A 23,220-nucleotide genomic window follows, 5' to 3' on the forward strand; every position below is an offset into this window, starting at 1 on the left:
CTGCGCAACGCCGGGCCATGCGCACGGCGCTCCGATGTACTTGGGATTTTCAAATCATGACGACCTTCAATCCGAAGCACGCCGCTGCGGCGGCGCTTGCGGCCGCGCTTTCCATGACGGCTCTCTCGACGGCGCACGCCGACATCGCCAATTACGAATTCCGGCTCGTTCAGAATGACGTCAAGCAGGGCAATGGCGCCGTTGTCGCCGTGCGGCTGGTCGACAAGCGGTCCGGCAAGGCGGTACCGGACGCGGTCATCTTCGCGAGCCGCATCGACATGGCGCCCGACGGCATGCCGACCATGGCCGCGCCGATCGAGGCGCTGCCCTCGACCGAACCGGGCGTCTACCGTTTCAAGGCCAATCTGATGATGGCGGGCGGCTGGCAATTGTCGCTCGGCGCCAAGATCCAGGGTGAGACCGGCACGATCGAGAACAAGCTGGTCCTGAAGGCCACGCCATGAAACGGATCGCCCTTACGGGGCTCGCCCCCGCCGCCGTTCTGGCGGCGGGGGTCGGAGGCTATTGGGCCGGTGTCCGGGGTCTTCCCGCGCCCGGCCTTCGCCAGTTGTTCGATGCCGCAGGCATTCCGGCAGTTGCCGAACCGACCGGCACGGGGGCCGTGATCTATTATCAGGATCCCGACGGCAAGCCCGCCTATTCGGCGACCCCGCGCCAGACCGGGGACGGCCGGGAGTTTCGCGCCGTTCGCGCCGGGGAGGACGTGAGCTTCGAGGGCAAGCCGCTGGTGACAGCCGAGGTGGCGAGCCCGGCAAGTCCGCGGCGCGTCCTCTACTACCGCAATCCAATGGGTCTGCCGGATACCTCGCCGGTGCCGAAGAAGGACTCGATGGGGATGGACTACATCCCCGTCCATGAGGGCGAGGACGACGACGGCGCGGTCGTGAAGGTCTCGCTCGGCAAGCTGCAGCGGACGGGCGTGCGTTCGGAGCTGGTCACGCGGCGTGTCGTCGGCAGGCTGGTGCGCGTGCCGGGAAACGTCCAGCTCGACGAGCGGCGCATCTCCGTGGTGGCGACCCGGAGCGACGCTTTCATCAATGAGGTGGCGGACGTCACTACGGGCGACCGGGTGACGAAAGGCCAGATGCTCCTCCGGCTTTATGCGCCGGATATCGCCACCGCCGGCGCCCAGTTCCTCACCGATCTCAATGGCGGCGGCCGCGATAGCGCTCTCGGAGGCGCCCGCCAGCGCCTGGAGAATCTCGGCCTCCCGCCGGAGGCGATCGCCGAGATCGAGCGCACCCGCAAGGTGCCGCTTTCCATGATCTGGCGGGCGCCGAGCGATGGCGTCGTGCTTGAACGCAATGTCGTCGACGGCATGAAGGCGGCGCCGGGCGATGTGCTGTTCCGCCTTGCCGACATCTCGACCATCTGGGTGCTGGCGGATGTGCCGGAGTTCGACCTCGGCGCCGTCCGGCTCGGCGCGCCGGTGACGATCCGGGTCCGAAGCCTGCCGGAACGCAGCCTCAATGGCCGGGTGTCGCTGATCTATCCGCAGGTTGGCGAAGCGACGCGGGCCACAAAGGTGCGGATCGAGATCGCAAACCCGGACGGCGCCCTGCTGCCTAACATGTATGCCGAAGTGGAGATCGGCACCGGCGCCGCCGCTCCAGTCGTCGCCGTGCCGGACGATGCCGTCATCGACACCGGCACAAGGCAAGTGGTGATCCTCGACCGCGGCGAAGGCCGGTTCGAGCCGCGCGAGGTGAAGATCGGCCTGCATGGCGAAGGCTTCACCGAAATCCGCGAGGGGGTCACCGAGGGCGACCGGGTTGTCGTGGCGGCCAATTTCCTGATCGATGCCGAGAGCAATCTGAAAGCCGCTCTGCGCGGCCTGACGCCCGCGGAGGCACAGCCATGATCGCCCGCCTCATCGGCTGGTCCGCCCGCAATCTCGTACTGGTTTTTGTCGGTACGGCCTTCGCCGTCGCTGCCGGGCTTTATGCACTGAAGACGCTGCCACTCGACGCCATCCCCGACCTCTCGGACGTGCAGGTGATCGTCTACACCGACTATCCCGGCCAGGCCCCGCAGGTGGTCGAGGACCAGGTCACCTATCCGCTCACCACTTCGATGCTGACGGTGCCGAAATCGAAGGTGGTGCGCGGCTTCTCCTTCTTCGGCGTCTCCTTCGTCTATGTGATCTTCGAGGACGGCACCGATCCCTATTGGGCACGCTCGCGCGTGCTCGAATATCTCAACGCCGCCGCGCAACGCCTGCCGGCGGGTGTCACCCCGACCCTCGGGCCGGACGCGACCGGCGTCGGCTGGGTCTACCAATACGCCGTCGTCGCCAAGGAGATGACGCTCGCAGAGTTGCGCTCGCTGCAGGACTGGGTGGTCCGCTTCGGTGTATCCAAGGCGGAGGGCGTGGCGGAGGTCGCCAGCGTCGGCGGCTTCGTCAAGCAATATTCGATCGTGGTCGATCCGAACCGGCTTCGGGCGCTGGACATCCCGCTCGACCGGGTGCGCGACGCCGTCAAGGCCAGCAACGCCGATGTTGGCGGGCGCACCGTCGAGCTCTCCGAGTTCGAGTTCATGGTGCGCGGCCGCGGCTATCTCCGAGGCATTGCCGATATCGAGAATGTGGTGCTGAAGACCGACCGCGGCGTATCGCTTCGGGTGAAGGATGTCGCCCGCGTCGAGATCGGGCCGGACGAGCGGCGCGGCATCACTGAGCTCAATGGCGAGGGCGAGGTCGCGAGCGGCATCGTGCTGCAACGTTTCGGCGCCAATGCGCTGACGGTGATCGAGCACGTCAAGGCGCGGCTCGCCGAGATTGCGACGAGCCTGCCGAAAGGCGCCGAGATCGTGCCGGTCTATGACCGTTCCGAGCTGATCGGCCGGGCGATCGAGACGCTGAAGGGCACGCTGATCGAGGAGAGCATCATCGTCGCGCTGGTCTGCGTGGTGTTCCTGCTGCATCTGCGCAGCGCGCTGGTCGCCATATTGATGCTGCCGGTCGGCATATTGATCGCGTTCGCGGCGATGAAGGCGATCGGGCTCGGCTCCAATATCATGAGTCTGGGCGGCATCGCCATCGCGGTCGGCGCCATGATCGACGCCGCCATCGTGATGATCGAGAACGCCCACAAGCATCTGGAGCGTGCGCCACCGGACAAGCCGCGCGTGGAGATCCTGATCGAAGCGGCGAGCCAGGTCGGTCCGGCGCTGTTCTTCAGCCTGCTCGTCATCACCGTCTCCTTCCTGCCAATCTTCACGCTGGAATCGCAGGAAGGCCGGATGTTCGGCCCCCTCGCCTTCACCAAGACCTTCGCCATGGCGGCGTCGGCCCTTCTGTCGGTGACGCTGGTGCCGGCCTTGATGGTCGTCTTCGTACGCGGCCGGATCATTCCGGAGCACAGGAACCCGATCAACCGGTTCCTGATCTGGGTCTACCGGCCGGTCATAAGCGGCGTGCTCAAGGCGAAGACGCTCACCATCCTCATCGCCCTCATCGTGCTCGGCGTCACCGTGTGGCCGGCACGCCAGCTCGGTTCGGAGTTCATGCCCAACCTCGACGAGGGGACGCTGATGTACATGCCGACCACCTTGCCGGGCATCTCCGTCACCAAGGCGGCCGAGCTGCTGCAGATGCAGGACCGGATCATCAAGAGCTTCCCGGAGGTGGCTTCGGTCTACGGCAAGGCGGGACGCGCATTGACGGCGACCGATCCGGCACCGACCGAGATGTTCGAGACCATCATCAATCTGAAGCCGAAGGAGGAATGGCGGCCCGGCGTCACCGTCGACAGCCTGAAGGCCGAGATGGACCAGGCATTGCAGTTTCCGGGCGTCTCCAACGCCTGGACCATGCCGATCCGCGCCCGCATCGACATGCTGGCGACCGGCATCCGCACGCCGGTCGGGGTCAAGGTGTTCGGCACCGATCTCGGCCAGATGGAACAGAGCGCCCGCGAGATCGAGCGGGTGCTGCGATCGGTGCCGGGCACCTCGAGCGCCTATGCCGAGCGGGTGATCGGCGGCTACTATCTCGACATCGTCCCGGATCGGGAGACGCTGGGCCGTTACGGCCTCACGGTGGGCGACGTCCAAGGCGTGATCGCGAGCGCACTCGGCGCCGAGACCGTGACCACCACGGTCGAGGGGCGCGAGCGCTACGCCGTCACTATCCGCTATCCCCGCGACTTCCGGAGCGATTCGCAATCGATCGCCCGCGACGTACAGGTGCCGCTGCCGGGCGGCGGCACGGTGCCGCTCGGCGAGGTTGCCAAGGTCGAACTGACGCGCGGCGCGACCTCGATCCGCACCGAGAACGGCCAGCTCGCGGTCTATGTCTTCGTCGATATAGCCGGCCGGGATCTCGGCGGCTATGTCGCCGAGGCACAGCGGGCGGTCGCGAACGAGGTCAAGCTGCCGCCCGGAACCTACGTCGCGTGGAGCGGCCAGTTCGAATATCTGCAGCGCGCCGAGGCGCGGCTGAAGATCGTCGTGCCGGTGACGCTGCTGGTCATCTTCCTGCTGCTCTATCTCAACTTCCGGGCACTTACCGAAACGCTCATCGTCATGCTGTCGCTGCCCTTCGCGCTGGTCGGAGGCATCTGGCTGATGTGGTGGCTCGGCTTCAACATGTCGGTCGCCGTGGCCGTCGGCTTCATCGCGCTCGCCGGCGTCGCCGCCGAGACCGGCGTCATCATGCTGATCTATCTTGAAGAGGCGATGGTGGAACTGAAGGCTGAGCGGGAGGCGGAAGGACGGTCCTTCACCCGGACGGATCTCTACCAGGCGATCATGCTCGGTGCTGTCGAGCGGGTGCGGCCGAAGATGATGACCGTCATCGCCATCACGGCCGGGCTCGTGCCGATCCTGTGGAGCACCGGCACCGGCTCGGAAGTGATGCAGCGCATCGCGGTGCCGATGATCGGCGGCATGGTGTCGTCGACGGTGCTGACGCTAGCCGTGATCCCGGCGGTCTACGGGCTGATTAAGGGCTGGCGGTTGCCACGGAGCGCGGCGGACGCCGAGTTTGTACGCGAACCCGAACCGGCAGGCCTCAAGGCGGCTGCCGAATGAGAGGAGGGTCCAATGATGCATGACATGATGGGAGCCATGGGCTGGGGCATGGGTCTGGCCGGCCTGATCGGCCTCGTCGTCCTGGTACTGGTGATCGCCGCCCTCGTGAAATACGTCTTCTTCCGGTGAGGTGCGTCATGCGAGCGTTTCTCAACCTCCTGTTCGCGTGCGTGCTGATCTCACCCGTGCTCGCGGCCGAGGGGGATCCTGACCGTGGGCGGCAGGCTTACAGGGCCTGCGCCGCATGCCATTCGCTCGCTCCCGACCGCAACATGACCGGACCGAGCCTCGCCGGACTTTGGGACCGGAAGGCCGGGAGCCTGGCGAGCTTCGAGCGTTATTCGCCGGCGCTCAAGGGGCTGACATCGTCTGGAACGAGACATCTCTCGATCCGTGGCTCGCCGACCCTGCCCACCTGATACCTGGGAATCGGATGACCTTTCCCGGCATCAAGGATGGCCAGGTACGGGCCGATCTCCTGGTCTGCCTGAAGCAGGTGACGGCCCCTGGCCGAGTCGCCGAGCCGTCAATGTCCATGGGAGGCACGATGGGTGGTGGATCGGTTCCAAACCTGCGCCACCTTGAGCCGGCACAGCGTGTCCAGGCAATCACCCTTTGCCGGGACACCTATCGCGTCGTCACGGCGGACGGCACGATTCACGAATTCTGGAAACGCAATCTCCGATTCAAGACCGATTCCAGCGCTGAGGGGCCGGAGCAAGGCGCGCCGGCCATTCTCGACGCCGGCATGATGGGTGATCGTGCCTCGGTTAGACGCGCATCGACACCGAGTTGATACGCGAGATAGGTGATCACCACCGCGGGCGGTTACTCGGTATCCTATAAGAGCCGCCTCGTCTGGCGCATTGTGCAGAGTTGAACGGCGAAGCCCAACTTGTTCTGAGGTCGCCGGCGGCGTTCGCATTTCAAACGACCTGCCGGCTCCAGTGCAAAGTGACGGATCAAGCTATCCTCGTCCGTCGCTATGTCCGGCTGATCTCCAAGGAGAAGTTGTTCGCCATCAGCCGGAGCCTTTCAACCAGCTAGCCGGCTTCATCTACAGATCTATCGTGAGCGTTCGCGCTTTATTCGTTCTTAACGTGCCTGCGGGAACAGTTCTTGTTCCGACCCCCAATCATGAGTCGAGCCACCGTGCCGATCGACGCGCGCGGTTCAGCCGGCCGCCCTGTGGCCGAGGCCGCGCAGCACGAAGGCGATCACCTCCTCGATACCGGGCCTCCCGAGCTCCGCACACAGCGCCATCATGGTCGGATGCATGAAGCAGGTCATCGCGGCTTTCACGCAACCCGCGCCGACCGCGGCGTCCTCGACGCTGAAGTCGCCTGACGCCCGGCCATCTTCGACGATCCGCACGATCATCGCCTGGACATGCTCGGCATAGCGCACGCAGACGCTCCAGTTCTCCGTCATGGCGTCCTCGACCATGTCGTTCACGCGGCTATTGGTCATGAAGCGCTCGTCGCTGAGCTGCGCCAGTGTCCGCAGGAAGTCGGCAAGGCGCATTGAAGGGCGCTCGCCGGACGCGGTTATCGCTTCCAGCTCGGCCACGATCCCGTCGAGCAGAAGCTCGGCGACACCCTCGTTGATCGACTTCTTGCTGTCGAAGAAACGGTAGACATTGGCGGGGCTCATGCCGAGCTCGGCCGCGATGTCGGCAACCGTGGTCTTGCGGTAGCCGATGGTGGTGAACAGTTTCTGCGCGGTCGCGAGGATCTCGCGCTGGCCTTCCGAGCCGTCCTGACGTCGGCTGGCGGTCTGGGTCTGAGCGGTCATTCGGGCCGGGGCACTAGAGGAACGTTCCATTCAGGCTACTCCGAAACGATCGCAAGGGACATGTCCTACCGAAGGACATGTTCTGCCGAAAGGGCATGGCCTACCGAAAGGATATGGGACTACCGATGTCCTTCGACAGCCAGAGCCGGATGCGTGCCTGCCGGAACATCCGCTCGCGCCGACTCCGCCGGCACACCGCGTGCGTCGAGCGAGTTGCGGAACCACAGCGCATAGAGCGCGGGCAGGAACAGGATGGTGAGGAAGGTCGCGACGAACAGGCCTCCCATGATCGTGACCGCCATCGGGCTCCAGAACGCGCTGGAAGAAAGCGGGATCATCGCGAGTATGGCAGCCAGCGCCGTCAGCACCACCGGCCGCGCTCGCCGGACGGTGGCTTCGACAATCGCCTCGCCGCGCGCGTGCGAGCCGGAGGCGACGTCGCTCTCGATCTGGTCCACCAGGATCAGCGTGTTGCGCATGATCATCCCGGCCAGCGCGATCACCCCGAGCAGGGCGACGAAGCCGAACGGCTTCTGCGCGATGAGCAGGCCCGCCGCGGTCCCGATCACCCCGAGCGGGGCTGTCATGAACACCAGCGCGAGCCGCGAGAAGCTCTGGAGCTGCAGCATCAGCAGCGTGAGCATGGCGAGGAACATGATCGGGAAGATGACGAACAGCGCGGCGTTCGCCTTCTCCGATTCCTCGACCGCGCCGCCGGTCTCGATGCTGTAGCCGGGCTCCAGGCTGTCCTTGATCGGCTGCAGCAGCGGCAGGATTCGCGCCGTCACGTCGGGAGGCTGGACGCCGTCGACCACGTCGGCCCGCACGGTGATGGCGGTGTCGCGGTTGCGCCGCCACAGGATCGGATCCTCCTGCACATAGTCGAGCCGCGCGACCTGCGACAGCGGCACGGCGATGCCGTTGCGGGCGACGATGGTCAGGTCGCCGACATGGCCGAGGTCGAGCCGTTCGCTCTCCACCGCGCGGGCCACCACGCCGACCTGCTCGACGCCGTCGCGGACCGTGGTGACGGTGAGGCCCGAGACCAGAGTCTGCAGGGTCTGCGCGACATCCTGCACGTTCAGCCCGAGCGCGCGGGCGCGTTCCTGGTCGACCACCAGCCTCACCGAGGGCGACATCTCGTTCCAGTCGAGATGCGGATCGATGGCGTTGGGGTTGGTGCGCAGTGCGTCGCGGACCCGGTAGGCGATCTCCCGTACCTTCATCGGATCCGGTCCGATGACGCGGAACTGCACGGGGAAGCCGACCGGCGGCCCGAAGGAGAAGCGGTCGACGCGGGCGCGGGCCTGGGCCAGCGCACCGGCGCCGATCGCGGTCTCGAGCCGGGTCTTCACCCGCTCGCGCCCGTCGATGGACCGGGTCAGGATCACGATCTCGGCGAAGGCCTCGTTGGGCAGGGTCGGGTTCAGGCCAAGCCAGAAGCGTGGCGAGCCCTGCCCGACATAGGCGGTGAAGGTCTGGATATCGGGATCGGTCTGCCCGATCAGCTTTTCTGCTTCAGTGACGAGGCGGGTCGTGGCGCCGATCGAGGATCCTTCGGGAAGGCGAAGCTGGAGGAAAAGCTCCTTGCGCTCGGAGAGCGGGAAGAACTGCTGCTGGACCAGGCCGAAGCCAACCACGGAGGTGAAGAAGATGGCGACGGTGATCGCCACGGTGGTGATCCGCCAGCGCACGCAGGTGCGGATCGCCGCGCGCAGGCCGCGATAGAGGCGGGTCTGGTAGATGGCGTCGTGATCGCCGTGCGCGCCGGCCTTCGCCAGCGAGGAGGGCAGCAGCATCACCCCGAGATAAGGCGTGAATACCACGGCAACGATCCACGAGGCGGCGAGCGCGATGCCGACCACCCAGAAGATGCCGCCGGCATATTCTCCGGCGGCGGACTTCGCGAAGCCCACGGGAAGGAAGCCCGCGACCGTGACCGCGGTGCCGGTGAGCATCGGGAAGGCCGTCGACGTCCAGGCGAAGGCCGCGGCCGCCATGCGGTCATAGCCCTGCTCCATCTTCACGACCATCATCTCCACCGCGATGATGGCGTCGTCGACCAGCAGCCCGAGCGCGATGATCAGCGCGCCGAGGGTGATGCGGTGCAGGTCCATGCCGAGCGTGTACATGACGACGAAGGTCGCCGAGAGCACGAGCGGCACCGAGAGCGCCACCACGATGCCCGTGCGCCAGCCAAGCGACAGGAACGAGACGCCGAGCACGATCGCCAGCGCCTCGACGAAGGATCGCTCGAACTCCCAGATCGATTCCTCGACGATCTCGGGCTGGTCGGCGATCTGTTCGAAGGAGACGCCCTGCGGCACGTCCGCCTGGAAGGCGCGGGTCTCGGCGAGAACGTCCTCGCCGAATTTCAGGATGTTGGCACCGCGCGCCATGACCACCCCGACGCCGAGCGCAGGTTGGCCACGCTGGCGGACGAGGAAGTCCGGCGGATCGACGAAGCCGCGCGTCACGGTGGCGATATCGCCGAGCCGGAAGGTGCGCCCTGCCGATTCCACCGGGGTCTCGGCCACCGCCTTCACGCCGTCGAGGGCGCCGGTGACGCGCAGCGGGATGCGTCGTGCATCAGTTTCCACCGTGCCGGCGGGCGTCACGTCGTTCTGGCGGGACAGCGAATCGAAGATCGCCTGCGGCGTGACGCCGAGGGTCGCCAGCTTGGCATGGCTGAACTCGACGAAGATGCGCTCCTGTTGAACGCCATAGACATTCACCTTGGCGACGCCCGGCACCTTGAGCAGCCGCTGGCGAAGCGCGTCGGCGACCTTCTTGAGCTGGGCATAGTCCACCCCGTCGCCCGTCAGCATGGTGAGAATCGAGTCGACGTCGCCATATTCGTCATTGACGTTGGGACCGATCACGCCGGCCGGCAGCGAGGGCCGGACGTCGTCCATCTTCTTGCGGATCTGGTAGAACAGGCCGGGCACCTCGGCGGGCAGCGTGTCGTCGCGGAAGGTGATCTGCATCGCCGTGAAGGACGGCTTCACATAGGTCTGCACCCGGTCGAAATGCGGAAGCTCCTGGAGCTTCTTCTCGATGAGGTCGGCAACCTGGTCCTGCATCTCGCGCGCCGTCGCGCCGGGCCACACGGCGGTCAGCACCGCGACCTTGACGGTGAAGTTGGGGTCCTCGGAGCGTCCGAGCCGCTGGAACGACAGAGCACCGGCAATGGCGATGGCGAGGATCATGAACAGGACGAGGGGGCGGTGCTCGACCGCCCAGCGCGACAGGTTGAAACGGCCCATGGACGTCGTGGCCCCACTCAGAACGAGAACTGGTCGACCGCCCGGACGGACAGTCCGGCGTCGAGCTTCTGGGCGCCGACTAGCACGACCCGGTCGCCCTCGGTGAGGCCTGCGGACACCAGCACGTCCTTGGCCTCATAGGTCGCGACCGTGATCGGCCTGGCGGTGAGCTTGCCGTCCGCAGCGACGGTCCAGACGAAGGGACCCTTGCCCTGATCGACCAGCGCCGTGAACGGCAGACGGACGATCCGTTCCGCGCTCGGATCGGTCAGGGTGACCGTTGCCGTCATGCCGAGCTGTACCTCGGGACCGGCGGCCGTGACCGGGAATTTCGCGAGATAGGTTCGCGTCGCGGCATCGGCGGCCGGCGACAGTTCGCGCAAGGTCGCCTCGTAGCGGGCGTTCGCGTTCGACCACAGCGTGACGACGGCTTTTGCGGTGCGCGCGCGTTCGACGGACGCCTCCGGGATGGCGACCACCGCTTCCTTCTCGGCCGTGCGGGCGAGGCGAATGGCGGCGAAGCCCGGCTGAACCACCTGCCCCGGCTCGACCGCGGTCGCGGTGATCACGCCCTCGGCGTCCGCGCGCAGCACGGCATAGGACGACGCATTCTTCGCGAGGTCCAATGCGCGCTCGGCGCGGGCGAGGCGCCCCTTCGCTTCTTCGAGGGCGGCGCGCCGGATGTCGAGCGTGGACGCCGTCGTCCAGCCATCCTTGGACAGTCTTTCCGCGCGGTGGAACTCGGCCTCCGCCTGCGCGCGAGCCGCGACAGCGGCGCCGCGCTCGGCCTCCGCCTGCTCGACCTGCAGCCCGAGATCGACCTCGTCGAGGGTGGCGAGCGCATCACCCTGATGGACCACGTCCCCGACATTGACGAGGCGCCTCGCCACCTTGCCCTGGACGCGGAAGCCAAGGTCGCTCTCGACGCGAGCCTGGATGACGCCGACGAGGCTGCGCTCGCCGACGCGCGGCTCGAAGGCGACCGGGCGCGCAAGCACGGGCCTCGCCTTGTCAGGCTCGTGCTGTGAGCTGTCCGCCGGGCCGCAGCCCGAAAGCGTCGCGGCGAGCCCTGCAACAGCCAGGGCCGTGAGGAAACTGGAAAGCGGTGACCGTCCGCGCATGGCGCCCTCGACATACTGGGAGGCTGAATGGAGCGCTGCGGACGATCCGGGATCGCGAGTTCGGGGGGCGGAGTTCGCACTCCGCCGGACCATCCACAGCAACGCCAATATGTCGAGACAAGTGACGAATGTCAATAATCGTCAGTTAATATTTATCACACCATCCGACCCTGCGCAGGGCTCACCGCCACTCTCGGGTCGAAACAAGAACCGCGCGAAATCGCATGCTGGATGTTTGATCCCGGGCTTTGATGGTGCAACCTCGACGCTGGAATCGAGGGCCGCGCTATGGGCCAGCTTCTTCACGGGAGCGCCACGACGACTGAGGCAGTCCGTCGAGCGATCCAACATAGTCAAGCGAGCCTGAGGGCGCTGGCGAAGCGCTGCGGCATCAGCCAGAAGACGGTCGCGAAGTGGAAGAAGCGAACCTCGGGGGCTGATGTGCCGACCGGGCCGAAGAACCCCCCAGGAACGGCCGGTATTCTGTCCCCGTCTTGACAACGGCATGCGCCACCCGCGCCATCTTGGCGGTGAGCGCGGTATCGCCTTGCGGCGGCGATCGGCATCATCCACGTGGCCGGCAACGTAGCGGCCGAGCTTGTCGCGAAAGCTGTTGTCGCGTTGCCGCGCGGCGACCTGCGCTGCCATCTAGAAGGTACGGCGCAGACGCGCATTGCCGTCCTTCGACAGCTTGGTCCGACCGCAGAATGTCCCGGACTGGCAGGCGGCGAGATCGAGACCGCAGAACTTCAAGAACTGGCGATGATGGCCGAACCGCCGGAGATCGCCAGCTTCGGCCAGAATTGTCAGAGCGTTGATCGGCCAGAGTGACCTGCGCAATCTCCTCGATCCGGTTGCGCTCGTGGATCAGGCCTCGAGCCTGGGCAATGATCATCCGGAACATCGTGATGGCCGCGCTCTCCTCCGCCACGGGCAACGCGATCAATGTGCAGGCTGTCTCGTATTCTGTACCGGCCGGTAGCACTAAAGGCCCCTTATGAGTGCCGTTCAACGAGAGTTCGACGACCACGACATCGCCCGCTACGTAAAGCTTTTCGAGCGCGCGGTGCATGTCGGGGGAAGGCCGCGTCGATTGACAGGCTGAGGTGAAGGGAGCACCTTCCCGGTCATTCACCAGGGGGGTCCCGACAAGGGGCTGAGATACTGCTGGGTGCGGCCCTCGCGGCTGTTGCGGCGCAGTGACCCGTTGAACCTGATCCAGTTCATACTGGCGTAGGGACGGTGCGGATGCGTCGCGGCGAGCGCGGCCGGTTTCCCCTTTTTTAGCGAGGGGATTCCTCCATCATCATTCCCGTCAGATCTGGGTCTCCATGCATCATGCGAGGAGCCTTGACCTATGACGACCGAAACACCCACCCCTTCCGTGACAACCGGACCGCTGCCCGCTTCGACGAAAGTGTTCCGGCCCGGCATCCTGCATCCCAACATCCGCGTGCCGATGCGCGAGATCGCCGTGCATCCGAGCGCAGGTGAGCCGCCCGTCACGGTTTATGACGGCTCGGGGCCTTACACGGACCCAGCCGCGCGCATCGCCATCGACGAGGGGCTGCCACGGCTAAGGGCGGACTGGATCGCCGCACGGGGCGACGTGGAGAGCTATGAGGGACGCCATGTGAAGCCGGAAGACAACGGCTTCGTCTCGATCGAGCGGGCGACGCCCGAGCATCCGGTGCGCCACCGCCCGCTACGGGCGAGCGGCAGCCGCGCGGTCACCCAGCTTGCCTATGCCCGCGCGGGGATCATCACGCCGGAGATGGAGTTCGTCGCCATTCGCGAAAATCTGGGTCGCGTACAAGCGAGGGCGGCTGCGCACGATGGAGAGAACTTCGGCGCAGCAATTCCGGATTTCGTCACACCGGAGTTCGTGCGCGACGAGGTGGCGCGCGGTCGGGCGATCATTCCTGCCAACGTCAACCATCCCGAGAGCGAGCCGATGGCGATCGGCCGCAACTTCCTCGTCAAGATCAACGCCAATATCGGCAACTCTGCCGTCACCTCGTCCATGGCGGAGGAGGTGGAGAAGATGGTGTGGGCGATCCGCTGGGGCGCCGACACGGTGATGGACCTGTCCACCGGTCGCAACATTCACAACATCCGCGACTGGATCCTGCGCAACTCTCCCGTGCCGATCGGCACCGTGCCGCTCTATCAGGCACTGGAAAAGGTCGGCGGCATTGCCGAGGATCTCACCTGGGAAGTGTTCCGCGACACGTTGATCGAACAGGCCGAGCAGGGCGTGGACTATTTCACCGTCCATGCCGGCGTGCGGCTGCCCTATATCCCGCTCACCGTCGACCGCGTGACCGGCATCGTCTCGCGCGGCGGCTCGATCATGGCCAAGTGGTGCCTCGCCCATCACCGCGAGAGCTTCCTCTACGAGCATTTCGAGGAGATCTGCGACATCTGCCGCGCCTATGACGTGTCGTTCTCGCTGGGCGACGGGTTGCGGCCCGGCTCGATCGCCGACGCCAATGATGCGGCGCAGTTCGCCGAGCTGGAGACGTTGGGCGAACTCACGCAGATCGCGTGGGCGAAGGATTGCCAGGTGATGATCGAAGGTCCCGGCCACGTGCCGATGCACAAGATCAAGGCCAACATGGACAAGCAGCTCGCGGTCTGCGGCGAAGCTCCGTTCTATACGCTCGGGCCTCTGACCACCGACATCGCGCCAGGCTACGACCATATCACCTCCGGTATCGGCGCGGCGATGATCGGCTGGTTTGGCACGGCGATGCTCTGCTACGTCACACCGAAGGAGCATCTCGGCCTGCCGGACCGCGACGACGTGAAGACCGGCGTGATCACCTACAAGATCGCCGCCCATGCCGCCGATCTCGCCAAGGGCCACCCAGCGGCACAGCTGCGCGACGACGCGCTGTCACGCGCGCGCTTCGAGTTCCGTTGGGAGGACCAGTTCAACCTCTCGCTCGATCCGGAGACGGCACGCTCGTTCCATGACGAGACGCTGCCGAAGGAGGCGCACAAGGTGGCGCATTTTTGCTCGATGTGCGGACCGAGATTCTGCTCGATGCGCATCTCCCACGACATCCGCGCGGAAGCGCAGAAGGAGGGCATGGCAGCCATGGCTGAAAGGTATCGCGAGGCCGGGCAGCTGTATGTGACCGTGACCTGAAGACCGATCACCTGAGACCCACCGGCTTCTATTCGGAGGTCGGCGGGTCCCCTTGAACCGTTGACGCCTGATGACTTGCCATGATCTTGGGCGAGTTCAAACGCTCGGTATCCAACACAGCCTTCGTCGCTACATCTGTGCGTGCCCATACCAATGCTCCAATCGCCGCGGGGACCTCTGGTCGTTGATAAAGGCCGATCGACTTGCGCATGCGACACTTGCCTATTGCGTTCCAGGCGGATTCAGCAGCACCCAAAGACGGGAGATCCGGACGACGGTCGAGGACAAGGACGTCGGCCTAGACAGGTGGCGCCACAGGCGGAAGTTGGCGCATTGCCCAAGAGCGGACGCCCGCATATCTTGGGACGACGCTCGTTGGCGCGCCCTTTTGAACGCGGTGCGGCGCATCGTGGCTCAAGCACTTAGTTGGGCTGTTGGTGGCGCGAGGCGAAACACGCTTAGCCAAGGCGAGACTCCTCACGAAACTGACGCGGCGTCATACCCGTCATTCGACGGAAAGCGCGGCTGAAGTGCGCCGGATCTGCGTAGCCGGCGGAAAAGGCGACGTCGATGATCCTGCAATCGGTGTCGCGAAGCAGCCGGCCCGCCGTCTCATACCTGACCGTGTCGAGTATGTCCGAATAGGACAGGCCGACATGGGCGAGCTTGCGTTGAAGCGTCCGCGTGCTGACGCCTGCGATCTCGGCAACATCGGCAAGGGCCGTGGTTCCCTCGTCGAGATAGGCCGGCAGCATCAGCTTGAGCAGATCGACGATATCGTAGGCGGAAGGGCCGTCCTCATTGTCGCGTGGCGGCGCAAATGAGGCGGTCGAACGATTGGGGAGGCCGAGCAGCGTGATCGGCAGGCTGATCCAGGCAGCATGCTGGCCCGACAGAAACCGCACATTCGGCCAGCAGGACCGCGTCGCAGGGCTTGGCGCATAAGACGATTCAAAGGCGATCGCCGCAGGCATCCAGTCGGGCCCCGCGAATTGCCGGACGATGTGGATCGGGAAAATATTCTGGATCCATTGCGCGTATTTCAGATGCAGCAACCCGCTCGTGCCGGCAAGCCGGCTGCAGACCCGCACATGATCGGCGTCATGTTCCATCCACATGCTGAGAATGGTGTCTTCCCGCGACGCCCAATAGCAGGCGTGCCGGAGCGCGACGAGCAGCGTCGGGGAATGCGCGATCAGGGCCCGCGTCCTTTCCCGCATGTGGGAAAAGTGCAGGCGCTGCGCGGCGAGAAAGCCGAAATCCGCGATGCCCTGGGTTCGCTGGGCGGTCTCGACGAAGCGCAACGCCGGCAGGAGCGGCAGGTAGAGGTCGCTCTTTTCGGCCAGAGACGAGGGCAGCCGGGACCGCTCCAAGAGCGTCTCCGTCGGAGCGCCGATATCGTCGAGGATGCTGACGAAGGGCAACAGGAACTGGCCGCGCGTCAAAGGAATATCAGCCATCGGACCTCGCCGCGATCACCGCGTTGACGCTTTTCACAAGGCCGAATCTCAGGGGATTCGCGACCGGCGGCGAAACATAGCTGCGCGTGATTGGCGTGAAATGGCAAGACGGGCAAGCGGGCCATGCACGAAATGCTGACAACGACATTCGCCGGCCGATCGGGCTGCGATGGCGTGCGGCAGCGAGCCGGAAAGCTCGCGCATGCCGATAGGACGGGCAGGCAGGGGATACGCAGCAATGCCAGGCGCAACGGCGCGGGATTTCGCCATCGGCTTGATGTCGGTTTCCCTGTGCGGGTCGGCTTGGGCGTCCGATCTGCCGGAGCCCGCCGCGCGGCCGGCTCCCGTCCTGGCGTCTGCTCCCAGTTTCTCGGTCACCAGCTATGTCTGGGCGACCGCGATCGACGGCAGGAGCGCGACGCTGCCGCCGCTGCCGGCGGCGGATATCAATATGCGCTTCCGCGACGTGCTCAATGAACTGAACGGCGCGCTGATGGTATCCGCCGAGATGCGCGTCGATCGCTGGAGCTTCCTGGTCGATGGACAGTTCTCGCAGCTGACGACCGGCGGCACGCTGCCCGGCCCGTTCTTTTCCGCGCTGAAGCTGCGCTCGCAGAGCACGATCCTGCAGGGCTCCGTCTTCTATCGCGTCCATGAGGACGCCGTCCTTGCGCTCGATGTGGGCGGCGGCGTCCGGTTCTGGAACCTCAACAACAAGCTCGAGATCCTGCCCGGGCTCGCCAATCTTCGCATCGATCATCGTGAATCACAGATGTGGGCCGACCCGATCGTCGGCGCCCGGCTCGGTGTGGAGCTCGACGGTCCGTGGAGCTTGACGGTGGCGGGCGATATCGGCGGTTTCGGCGTCGGCTCGCACCTGACCTGGCAGGGTTTGGGCAGCGTCAACTACGCCTGGAGCGAAAACTTGACGCTGAAAGCCGGCTACCGGGCGCTCCATGTCGATTATCGCGATGGCGACTTTTTGTACGACATGACGCAGCACGGGCCCGCCGTCGCGGCAACATACCGGTTCTGACCGGGGCTTTCATGAGTTCGGCCATGGCGAAAGGAATGGGAATGTCGATGACCGGGACCACGCTGCGGGCTGCACATGTTTCCCTGCTTGCGCTGCTCGCGCTCTGCGGACACGCCTTGGCGCAGGCGGACCAAGCGCCGCCAAAGGTCACCGACCCGCATTTCAAGATCGCGCCGGGCTATCTCAAGCCGTCTGACTTGCCGAACAGTCTGGTGCTGCTCGGCCCGCCGCCCGAGGCGAACTCGGCCGCGCTGGCCCGGGACGAGGAAGCGCGCGAGGCGACGATTCCCGCGCGAAGCACCGAGCGCTGGAAGCTCGCCCATACCGACGCCGATCTCGCCTTTCCGCAGGCCGCCGACAATTTCTCCTGCGCGATGGGTGTTCGCATCGACAGCGAGCAGACCCCGCGCCTTTACGCGATGATGCAGAAGATGCTGTCGGATTTCGGCCTCTCCACCTATGGCGTGAAGAACAAGTACAATCGGACCCGCCCCTTCGTGGTTCACAACGAAGCGACCTGTCGGGCGGATCAGGAGGCGATCCTGCGCGAGGACGGCTCCTATCCGTCCGGGCACACGGCTGCCGGCTGGGGCTGGGCTCTCGTCTTCGTGCAGATCAATCCCGAGCGCGCGGATGCCCTGCTGAAGCGCGGCCTCGAATTCGGGCAGAGCCGCGTGATCTGCAATGCGCATTGGCAGAGCGACGTCGATGCCGGACGGATCATGGGCGCGGCGACGGTGGCGCGGCTGCAAACCGACCCGACTTTCCTCGCCGATCTCCAAGCCGCAAAAGCGGAAGTAGAGGTCGCGAAGGCGAAGTCGGTGCCCTCGGTCACCGAATGCGCCGCGGAGGCTGCCGCACTGTCCGCGCACTGAAGGGACCGGGCGCTGCTGGCGATCAGCCGAATCACGGGAGTGGGCCCATCGGCCTTGCCCCGCTAAGCAAATGAATCAAAGACGCCAATGAGGTGCCGTTCAATGCGAATGACGTTGGTCTACAGCCTGAGTTTCCTGGTTCTCGCGCCATGCGCGGCGTCCTCACAGACGGTTCCGGTCGACGTCGACAATTTCAAGCGAGCCGAGACCGATTTCTATATGAGCAAAACGGTCGACGCGGGTGGCCTCGGCAAATTCGTCCATAACAGGACGCCGACGCCGATCGACAAGCAGCCTGTGGTCCGGATGAACCGGGATACGCTCTATTCCCAGGCGCTCTTCGACCTCGACGCCGGCCCGGTGACCATCACCCTTCCCGATGCCGGCAAGCGCTTCATCTCGATGCAGGTCATCAACGAAGACCACTACACCCCGATGGTGGTCTACGAGCCGGGCCGCACGACGCTCACCAAGGATGAGGTCGGCACCCGCTATGTGTTCGTTGCGGTCCGTATCCTCGTCGATCCCAACGACACCAACGACCTCGCGCAGGTTCACGCCCTGCAGGATGCACTGAAGGTGGAGCAGAACTCGGTTGGCAAGTTCGAGGCCCCGGACTGGGACCTGGCTCAACAGAAGAAGATTCGTGAGGCACTCGAAGCTCTGTCCGCGGCATCCGGCAGCTTCGCCAATGCTTTCGGCCCGAAGGGAGAGGTCGATCCGGTCAAGCACCTGATCGGAACGGCAGCCGGCTGGGGCGGCAACCCCGACAAGGACGCCTCCTACCCCTCCGTGACCCCGGCCAGAAACGACGGCAACACGGTTTACAAGCTCAAGGTAGAGGAGGTGCCCGTCGATGCGTTCTGGTCGATCAGCGTCTATGACGACAAGGGTTTCTTCCAGAAGAACGACTACGACGCCTATTCGGTCAACAGCATTACCGCCAAGAAGAGCGCCGATGGCGCGATCGACGTCCAGTTCGGCGGCTGCGACGGGAAAATCGTGAATTGCCTGCCGATCACGCAGGGGTGGAATTACACCTTTCGACTCTACCGCCCTCGGGCCGAGTTCCTGAACGGCACGTGGAAGTTGCCGGAGGCGCAGCCTGCATCGTAGAAGGCGTAAGCCTGGTTCGTTCGGTCCGGCAATAGCGGTGGGCTCCACCCAGACTGCCGCTGCCGGGGCGCGGTGCCGTCATCTGCGTGGCGCTTGTAGCAGGCCGGCCGGAAGGAACATAAAAGCCGTCGACGAGCGTGAAAATATGTCGCCCCTGCGCCAACTGCAGACGTTGACGCTCCGCCAGGAACCGGACATTCCTGGCTGGGCCGAAGAGATCGATGAGCCCGGTCCACTGGCGGACCAGCAGATCACGGGTCTTATGCAGCACAAGGACGACTTGCCGGTCGGGCGTCTTCACGGCAACAAACCGAATAGCAGACCCGACGGTTGGCAGATCGCTTCTACCTCGGCGGCATCCGTCTTCCTACGCGTCATATACGGCTTTGCATAACTTAACGTCATCAGATGCACCTGATGGCCAAGTGCAATGAGTTCACGTCCTCAATAGTGGGCCGAAGCACAAGCCTCCATACCAAGCATGCCCAATATGCGCCGATCGCTCCGGAAGCTCCGAGTCCCATCGTCAGGCGAGATCCGTTTGGATATCGATACTCCCAAATTTGGAATCTACATCAGTCACGACAACGATGACCGAGCAAAGCACTGCTTCAATGAGGTGCTAGGAATCCTCGAGCAGGTCTCTTACGGCGTCCGCTATCTGTCCCATTTCCTTGGGGAAGCGCCCCGGCCCGCCGGCGCAATGGCCATAGGGCGAGCGGATCGGCCGGAGCTCGGCTCTGGCGAGAAGACCCGCTTCGATGCGGTTCTCTTCCAGCGTGAAGTAGCGATCCTCGTTACAGGGCATCACGATACAACGGGCTCTCACGGTGCCGAGGGCACTTCCGAGGTCGCCGCCATGGCCGGGCAAGGTGGCGATATCGGCGGTCATCCAAGTCATGAGCGCTACGAACAGATCGGCCGCGTGCCAGGTCAGGTGATCCTCCTCCCAGAACGCCAGGAAATCCTCCAGCGTCGCGAAGCCTGCGGCCTTGTAGAGTTCGTCCCGGTAGAACGTCGGAGAGAAAGCCCAGCCTGCATAGCTCCGCCCGAAGGCCCGCAGCCCCATCTCCGGCACAGTTTCGCACGCACCGCCGGCGAAGGCCGGGTCCGCCATCAGGATCGATTTCAGGCCGTCGAGAAAGACGCGGTTCTGCGGCCAGCATCGCGAGGCACCGCACACCGGCAGGATTGTATCCACCGCGTCCGGGTACATCGCCGCCCAGAAATAGGCCTGGATCGCCGCCAGCGACCATCCATAGACAAGCCTGATCCGGCGGATGCCGAGCGCGGCGAGCAGCCGGTGCTGCGCCGCCACATTGTCGGCGACGTCGATCCGCGGAAAGGCGGCCCGCCGACCGGGTGTGTCCAGCTGGCTGGGCGAGGTGGCGTTTCCATTTCCGAACAGATCGATGGCGACGATGAAATACCGGGCGGGATCGAACGCGCGCCCGTCGCCGATCATCGGCAGATGGGAAGCGCTGGTTCCGGTATAGTAGGAAGGCAGCAGCACGACATTGTCGGCGGCCGCGTTGAGGGTTCCCCAGTATCGGTAGGTGAGGCACGCATCGGCCAGCACGCCGCCCGATACCAGCCGGACATCGCCTAGGGGGAACGTCTGCAAGGGGGGAGCCATCATTCGTCCATCCCGGTTCGGCGCTGCGCGTCCCGGCGGTTGCGTGCCTCAGAACATCTGCGCGTAGCGTTCGGTCTCCCAGGGGCTGATGCCGAGATGGTACTCGTCCCACTCCGCGCGCTTGTAGGTGATGAACTCGTTCCGAAGCGCCGTGCCCAGTGTCGCTTCCACCAGCGGGTCCGCCGCGAAAGCCTCCACGGCTTCCAGCAGGTTCTGCGGCAGGAACTCGATGCCGCGCGCGAGCCGCTCGCTCTCCGAGATGTTGTATAGGTTGTCGTCATTGGGGGTGCCGGGATCGATCCGCTCGCGGACGCCCTCAAGGCCCGCCGCCAGCACTAGCGCGGCCGCCAGATAGGGATTGACGGAGCCGTCGGCGTTGCGGGACTCGCAGCGGCCGCCGCCGGCGGGCACGCGCACCGAATTGGTGCGGTTGTTCGAGCCATAGGAGTTGAACACCGGCGCCCAGCTGAAGGTGGACATGGCGCCGCGCCGTACCAGCCGCTTGTAGCTGTTCACGGTGGGGGCGAGCGCGGCGCATAGCGCCCGGCCGTGCTTCAGTATGCCGCCGATGAAGTGATAGCCGGTCTCGCTGAGGCCGAGCCCGCGCGGATCGTCCTCCGGCGCGCGGGCGAAGATGTTCGCACCCGTCTCGCGGTCGAACAGCGACATGTTAAAATGCGCGCCGTTGCCGGTGCGGTCGGCGAAGGGCTTCGGCATCATCGTCGCCAGCAGACCTTCCTGCGCCGCGTAATGCTTGGCCATCATCCGGAAGAAGATCAGGCGGTCGCACATCGTCAACGCATCGGCATATGTGAAGTCGAATTCGAACTGGCCGTTGGCGTCCTCGTGGTCGAAGGAATACAGGTCCCAGCCCAGGCCGTTGATGGTGGACGCCATCCGGTCGAGCCAGGAAAAATTGTCCATGAAGCTGGTGATATCGTAGCAGGGCTTGCCGAGCGTGTCGTTCGGCGTCGGCACCGACAGACGCCCGTCATCCTCCTTCCGCAGCAGGAAGATCTCGCATTCGATGCCGAGATTGAAGCCGAAGCCCATCCGCTCCGCCTCGGCCAGCACGTTCCTGAGCGCCACACGGGTGCTGAGCGGATAGGGCTCGCCGCGGAAATGGTTGTCGGCCGGCATCCAGGCCACCTTGGGCTCCCAGGGCAGTTGGATGATGTGATCGAGGTCGGGGATGGAGGTGAGTTCGTCCTCGTTCGGCTCCTGGCCGAGGCCATCGAGCGCATAGCCGGTGTAGCGTTCGGAGCCGTGCGCCATGTGACCCAGATGGGGCAGCGGAACGACCTTGCCCTTCTGGACGCCATGGATGTCGACATAAGCGCCGATGCAGTATTCGACGCCCTTCGCGGCGAGTTCCTTCTGAAGCAGGCCGATCTTCTGGTCAGTGCTCATGGCGGGATCCTTGTGGGTAGAGGAGAGCCGGGCCGGCCGCGCGGCGGGCGACCCGGTCCGACGTCCGGCAATGCGATCTCAGGCGTCGGCGAGCTTCAGTTCGACGAGGCGGCTCTGGTCGAACCAGGTCTCGAGGCCGGCGACCTTGAGCTCGAGCTGCCCCTCGACGACCTCGCCGATATAGGAGATCGGCAGCGGCTCGTCGGACGCGTCGTCGCCATAGACGACGCAGAACTGCTGGCGCGGGCTGTAGAAGCAGACCGCCCCGGCAGGCGAGCCGTATTTCGCCTTGCGCTCGCGACCGACATCCTCGGTGAGGTAGCGGTTCTCCCACGGCGCGACGATGGGAAGCGTGAAGAAGATCAGGTCGCCGAGCAGTTTGCCGTGCTGGAGCATGGAGACCAGCGGCAGCTTCTCGCGGAACTGCTTGGCGAGCATGGGAACCTTGTCTTCCCAGACCTCGATCGTGCAGATGTCTTTCTTGTCGATGCTCAGGATGAGTTTCATCGTCATGTCCTTGCGCGGGCCGAAAGGTCAGGACTTCGGACGGCGGAAGCCGTCTCCGAGGCCCCAGGGCAGGATGTAGTCGACCCACATGTGGAGCCGGTTGGCATAGCCGAGCGCGGCATGGGAGAGGCGCGCGAGATCGGCCGTGCTCTCGCAGGCGAGGGCCGCCTCGACATAGATCCGCGTGAAGCCGGCGGCCTCCGGAAGACTGACGAAATCGAAGAAGGAGGCCTTGTAGCCGATGATCTGCTCGATCACCGCCTTCAGCGTGGCGAGGTCGGCATCGGTGTCCTCGCAGACGCGGATGATGCCCCACAGCATCTCGTCGGCGAAGGTGCGCGCCTCGCCCTCGGCGAAGATGATCGTGCTCAGATACTGTCCGCGGGCTCCGGTGCCGCGCGGCACAATGCCCTTGCCCAGGGCGGTGACGTCCTCGGGGGCGGTCAGCCAAATCCTCTCGCGCTCGGCCTCCAGGCGCGCGATCGCTTCATCCACCTGCATGTCGGCTCCTCGATTCGCGACGCGGAGGTGCCCGCGATCGCTTCCACATCTGCTTGACGAGTTCCCCGGGGATCATCTCAGGCGCGCCGCTCGCGGGGCCGGGCAGCATCGCATGCCCAGACGCTAGCGTCATTTCAATCAAATGTTCAAATGAAATTTCCGAAAATAAGAAGAAGCCCAGAATTTACGCAATATGACCGCTATTACGGCATATGTTGCTCATTTTGCTGTCATATGCCTTGATATTTGTTGGAAATTTACTGCACGAGTCCGATTGACAGGAAAATCG

18 protein-coding genes, 3 pseudogenes and 1 riboswitch are annotated in these 23,220 nt (G+C 65.0%); of the genes and pseudogenes, 11 read left to right on the forward strand and 10 right to left on the reverse strand.

Features of this window, described 5'->3' with window-relative positions:
• Window positions 1–56 precede the first annotated feature (56 nt).
• From AC1RU4_RS09025 to AC1RU4_RS09045, 5 genes are all read left to right on the forward strand, one after another.
• Window positions 57–464, forward strand: coding sequence for a FixH family protein (locus AC1RU4_RS09025; RefSeq protein WP_492890776.1), 408 nt, complete (start codon window positions 57–59; stop codon window positions 462–464).
• A complete protein-coding gene (locus AC1RU4_RS09030) occupies window positions 461–1,882 on the forward strand; it encodes an efflux RND transporter periplasmic adaptor subunit (protein ID WP_492890721.1) in 1,422 nt (473 codons plus the stop codon). The genes AC1RU4_RS09025 and AC1RU4_RS09030 overlap by 4 nt, the downstream gene beginning before the upstream one ends.
• The gene (locus AC1RU4_RS09035; RefSeq protein ID WP_492890722.1) at window positions 1,879–5,055 is read left to right on the forward strand and encodes an efflux RND transporter permease subunit; all 3,177 of its coding nucleotides are present in this window, start codon (window positions 1,879–1,881) and stop codon (window positions 5,053–5,055) included. The genes AC1RU4_RS09030 and AC1RU4_RS09035 overlap by 4 nt, the downstream gene beginning before the upstream one ends.
• 137 nt (window positions 5,056–5,192) lie before the next feature.
• Window positions 5,193–5,474, forward strand: coding sequence for a c-type cytochrome (locus AC1RU4_RS09040; protein WP_492890723.1), 282 nt, complete (start codon window positions 5,193–5,195; stop codon window positions 5,472–5,474).
• A 14-nt stretch (window positions 5,475–5,488) separates the two neighbouring features.
• Entirely contained in the window at window positions 5,489–5,851 is a 363-nt protein-coding gene (locus tag AC1RU4_RS09045; protein WP_492890724.1) for a hypothetical protein, read from the forward strand.
• Between the two features lie 47 nt (window positions 5,852–5,898).
• Here the strand turns inward: AC1RU4_RS09045 and AC1RU4_RS09050 are convergent.
• The 4 genes and pseudogenes from AC1RU4_RS09050 to AC1RU4_RS09065 all read right to left on the reverse strand — a co-directional run.
• Window positions 5,899–6,042, reverse strand: a pseudogene (locus AC1RU4_RS09050) (DUF4158 domain-containing protein); the annotation flags it as partial.
• 186 nt (window positions 6,043–6,228) lie between these two features.
• Window positions 6,229–6,879 carry a TetR/AcrR family transcriptional regulator gene (locus tag AC1RU4_RS09055; protein ID WP_492890725.1) on the reverse strand — a complete coding sequence of 217 codons (651 nt, stop codon included), beginning with the start codon at window positions 6,877–6,879 and terminating at the stop codon, window positions 6,229–6,231.
• Window positions 6,880–6,968: 89 nt separating this feature from the next.
• Entirely contained in the window at window positions 6,969–10,115 is a 3,147-nt protein-coding gene (locus AC1RU4_RS09060; RefSeq protein ID WP_492890726.1) for an efflux RND transporter permease subunit, read from the reverse strand.
• Between the two features lie 17 nt (window positions 10,116–10,132).
• The gene (locus AC1RU4_RS09065) at window positions 10,133–11,236 is read right to left on the reverse strand and encodes an efflux RND transporter periplasmic adaptor subunit (RefSeq protein WP_492890777.1); all 1,104 of its coding nucleotides are present in this window, start codon (window positions 11,234–11,236) and stop codon (window positions 10,133–10,135) included.
• Window positions 11,237–11,524: 288 nt separating this feature from the next.
• On the opposite strand from AC1RU4_RS09065, the pseudogene AC1RU4_RS09070 reads away from it, so the two are divergent.
• Window positions 11,525–11,710: pseudogene (locus AC1RU4_RS09070) on the forward strand (helix-turn-helix domain-containing protein); the annotation flags it as partial.
• On the opposite strand, the pseudogene AC1RU4_RS09075 reads toward AC1RU4_RS09070, so the two are convergent.
• Window positions 11,628–12,209, reverse strand: a pseudogene (locus AC1RU4_RS09075) (transposase); the annotation flags it as partial. The pseudogenes AC1RU4_RS09070 and AC1RU4_RS09075 sit on opposite strands and share 83 nt — an antisense overlap.
• Before the next feature lie 153 nt (window positions 12,210–12,362).
• Window positions 12,363–12,494, forward strand: a riboswitch (TPP riboswitch).
• A 99-nt stretch (window positions 12,495–12,593) separates the two neighbouring features.
• Here AC1RU4_RS09075 and thiC point away from each other — a divergent pair.
• Window positions 12,594–14,390 (forward strand): phosphomethylpyrimidine synthase ThiC, encoded by a 1,797-nt coding sequence (gene thiC, locus AC1RU4_RS09080; protein WP_492890727.1) that lies wholly within the window; start codon window positions 12,594–12,596, stop codon window positions 14,388–14,390.
• Between the two features lie 458 nt (window positions 14,391–14,848).
• Here thiC and AC1RU4_RS09085 read toward each other — a convergent pair whose 3' ends face one another.
• Window positions 14,849–15,850, reverse strand: a complete 1,002-nt coding sequence (locus AC1RU4_RS09085) for a helix-turn-helix transcriptional regulator (protein WP_492890728.1) — start codon at window positions 15,848–15,850, stop codon at window positions 14,849–14,851.
• A 238-nt stretch (window positions 15,851–16,088) separates the two neighbouring features.
• Here AC1RU4_RS09085 and AC1RU4_RS09090 point away from each other — a divergent pair, with 238 nt between their 5' ends.
• The 4 genes from AC1RU4_RS09090 to AC1RU4_RS09105 all read left to right on the forward strand — a co-directional run bounded on the left by AC1RU4_RS09090 (window position 16,089) and on the right by AC1RU4_RS09105 (window position 19,271).
• Window positions 16,089–16,886, forward strand: a complete 798-nt coding sequence (locus AC1RU4_RS09090) for an outer membrane protein (protein WP_492890729.1) — start codon at window positions 16,089–16,091, stop codon at window positions 16,884–16,886.
• Window positions 16,887–16,927: 41 nt separating this feature from the next.
• A complete protein-coding gene (locus AC1RU4_RS09095) occupies window positions 16,928–17,761 on the forward strand; it encodes an acid phosphatase (protein WP_492890730.1) in 834 nt (277 codons plus the stop codon).
• Between the two features lie 108 nt (window positions 17,762–17,869).
• Window positions 17,870–18,877 carry a DUF1254 domain-containing protein gene (locus AC1RU4_RS09100; protein ID WP_492890731.1) on the forward strand — a complete coding sequence of 336 codons (1,008 nt, stop codon included), beginning with the start codon at window positions 17,870–17,872 and terminating at the stop codon, window positions 18,875–18,877.
• Between the two features lie 145 nt (window positions 18,878–19,022).
• Window positions 19,023–19,271, forward strand: a complete 249-nt coding sequence (locus AC1RU4_RS09105; protein ID WP_492890732.1) for a hypothetical protein — start codon at window positions 19,023–19,025, stop codon at window positions 19,269–19,271.
• Between the two features lie 228 nt (window positions 19,272–19,499).
• On the opposite strand, the gene AC1RU4_RS09110 is transcribed toward AC1RU4_RS09105, so the two are convergent.
• The 4 genes from AC1RU4_RS09110 to AC1RU4_RS09125 form a co-directional block, all read right to left on the reverse strand.
• Window positions 19,500–20,516 (reverse strand): alpha/beta fold hydrolase, encoded by a 1,017-nt coding sequence (locus tag AC1RU4_RS09110; RefSeq protein WP_492890733.1) that lies wholly within the window; start codon window positions 20,514–20,516, stop codon window positions 19,500–19,502.
• A 45-nt stretch (window positions 20,517–20,561) separates the two neighbouring features.
• Window positions 20,562–21,923 (reverse strand): type III glutamate--ammonia ligase, encoded by a 1,362-nt coding sequence (glnT, locus tag AC1RU4_RS09115; protein ID WP_492890734.1) that lies wholly within the window; start codon window positions 21,921–21,923, stop codon window positions 20,562–20,564.
• Window positions 21,924–22,001: 78 nt separating this feature from the next.
• Window positions 22,002–22,430, reverse strand: a complete 429-nt coding sequence (locus tag AC1RU4_RS09120) for a hypothetical protein (protein ID WP_492890735.1) — start codon at window positions 22,428–22,430, stop codon at window positions 22,002–22,004.
• Window positions 22,431–22,457: 27 nt separating this feature from the next.
• Entirely contained in the window at window positions 22,458–22,931 is a 474-nt protein-coding gene (locus AC1RU4_RS09125) for a cucumopine synthase-related protein (protein ID WP_492890736.1), read from the reverse strand.
• Window positions 22,932–23,220 lie beyond the last annotated feature (289 nt).

The sequence above is a fragment of the Ancylobacter sp. GW821-FHT10E12 genome (assembly GCF_058809335.1).

What these genes read in the sequence shown, in the direction of transcription:
- AC1RU4_RS09025 (WP_492890776.1), top strand. Translation starts at nt 57, where the DNA reads ATGACGACCTTCAATCCGAAGCACGCCGCTGCGGCGGCGCTTGCGGCC.
- AC1RU4_RS09030 (WP_492890721.1), top strand. Translation starts at nt 461, where the DNA reads ATGAAACGGATCGCCCTTACGGGGCTCGCCCCCGCCGCCGTTCTGGCG.
- AC1RU4_RS09035 (WP_492890722.1), top strand. Translation starts at nt 1,879, where the DNA reads ATGATCGCCCGCCTCATCGGCTGGTCCGCCCGCAATCTCGTACTGGTT.
- AC1RU4_RS09040 (WP_492890723.1), top strand. Translation starts at nt 5,193, where the DNA reads ATGCGAGCGTTTCTCAACCTCCTGTTCGCGTGCGTGCTGATCTCACCC.
- AC1RU4_RS09045 (WP_492890724.1), top strand. Translation starts at nt 5,489, where the DNA reads ATGACCTTTCCCGGCATCAAGGATGGCCAGGTACGGGCCGATCTCCTG.
- AC1RU4_RS09055 (WP_492890725.1), bottom strand. Translation starts at nt 6,879, where the DNA reads ATGGAACGTTCCTCTAGTGCCCCGGCCCGAATGACCGCTCAGACCCAG.
- AC1RU4_RS09060 (WP_492890726.1), bottom strand. Translation starts at nt 10,115, where the DNA reads ATGGGCCGTTTCAACCTGTCGCGCTGGGCGGTCGAGCACCGCCCCCTC.
- AC1RU4_RS09065 (WP_492890777.1), bottom strand. Translation starts at nt 11,236, where the DNA reads ATGCGCGGACGGTCACCGCTTTCCAGTTTCCTCACGGCCCTGGCTGTT.
- thiC (WP_492890727.1), top strand. Translation starts at nt 12,594, where the DNA reads ATGACGACCGAAACACCCACCCCTTCCGTGACAACCGGACCGCTGCCC.
- AC1RU4_RS09085 (WP_492890728.1), bottom strand. Translation starts at nt 15,850, where the DNA reads ATGGCTGATATTCCTTTGACGCGCGGCCAGTTCCTGTTGCCCTTCGTC.
- AC1RU4_RS09090 (WP_492890729.1), top strand. Translation starts at nt 16,089, where the DNA reads ATGCCAGGCGCAACGGCGCGGGATTTCGCCATCGGCTTGATGTCGGTT.
- AC1RU4_RS09095 (WP_492890730.1), top strand. Translation starts at nt 16,928, where the DNA reads ATGTCGATGACCGGGACCACGCTGCGGGCTGCACATGTTTCCCTGCTT.
- AC1RU4_RS09100 (WP_492890731.1), top strand. Translation starts at nt 17,870, where the DNA reads ATGACGTTGGTCTACAGCCTGAGTTTCCTGGTTCTCGCGCCATGCGCG.
- AC1RU4_RS09105 (WP_492890732.1), top strand. Translation starts at nt 19,023, where the DNA reads ATGTCGCCCCTGCGCCAACTGCAGACGTTGACGCTCCGCCAGGAACCG.
- AC1RU4_RS09110 (WP_492890733.1), bottom strand. Translation starts at nt 20,516, where the DNA reads ATGATGGCTCCCCCCTTGCAGACGTTCCCCCTAGGCGATGTCCGGCTG.
- glnT (WP_492890734.1), bottom strand. Translation starts at nt 21,923, where the DNA reads ATGAGCACTGACCAGAAGATCGGCCTGCTTCAGAAGGAACTCGCCGCG.
- AC1RU4_RS09120 (WP_492890735.1), bottom strand. Translation starts at nt 22,430, where the DNA reads ATGAAACTCATCCTGAGCATCGACAAGAAAGACATCTGCACGATCGAG.
- AC1RU4_RS09125 (WP_492890736.1), bottom strand. Translation starts at nt 22,931, where the DNA reads ATGCAGGTGGATGAAGCGATCGCGCGCCTGGAGGCCGAGCGCGAGAGG.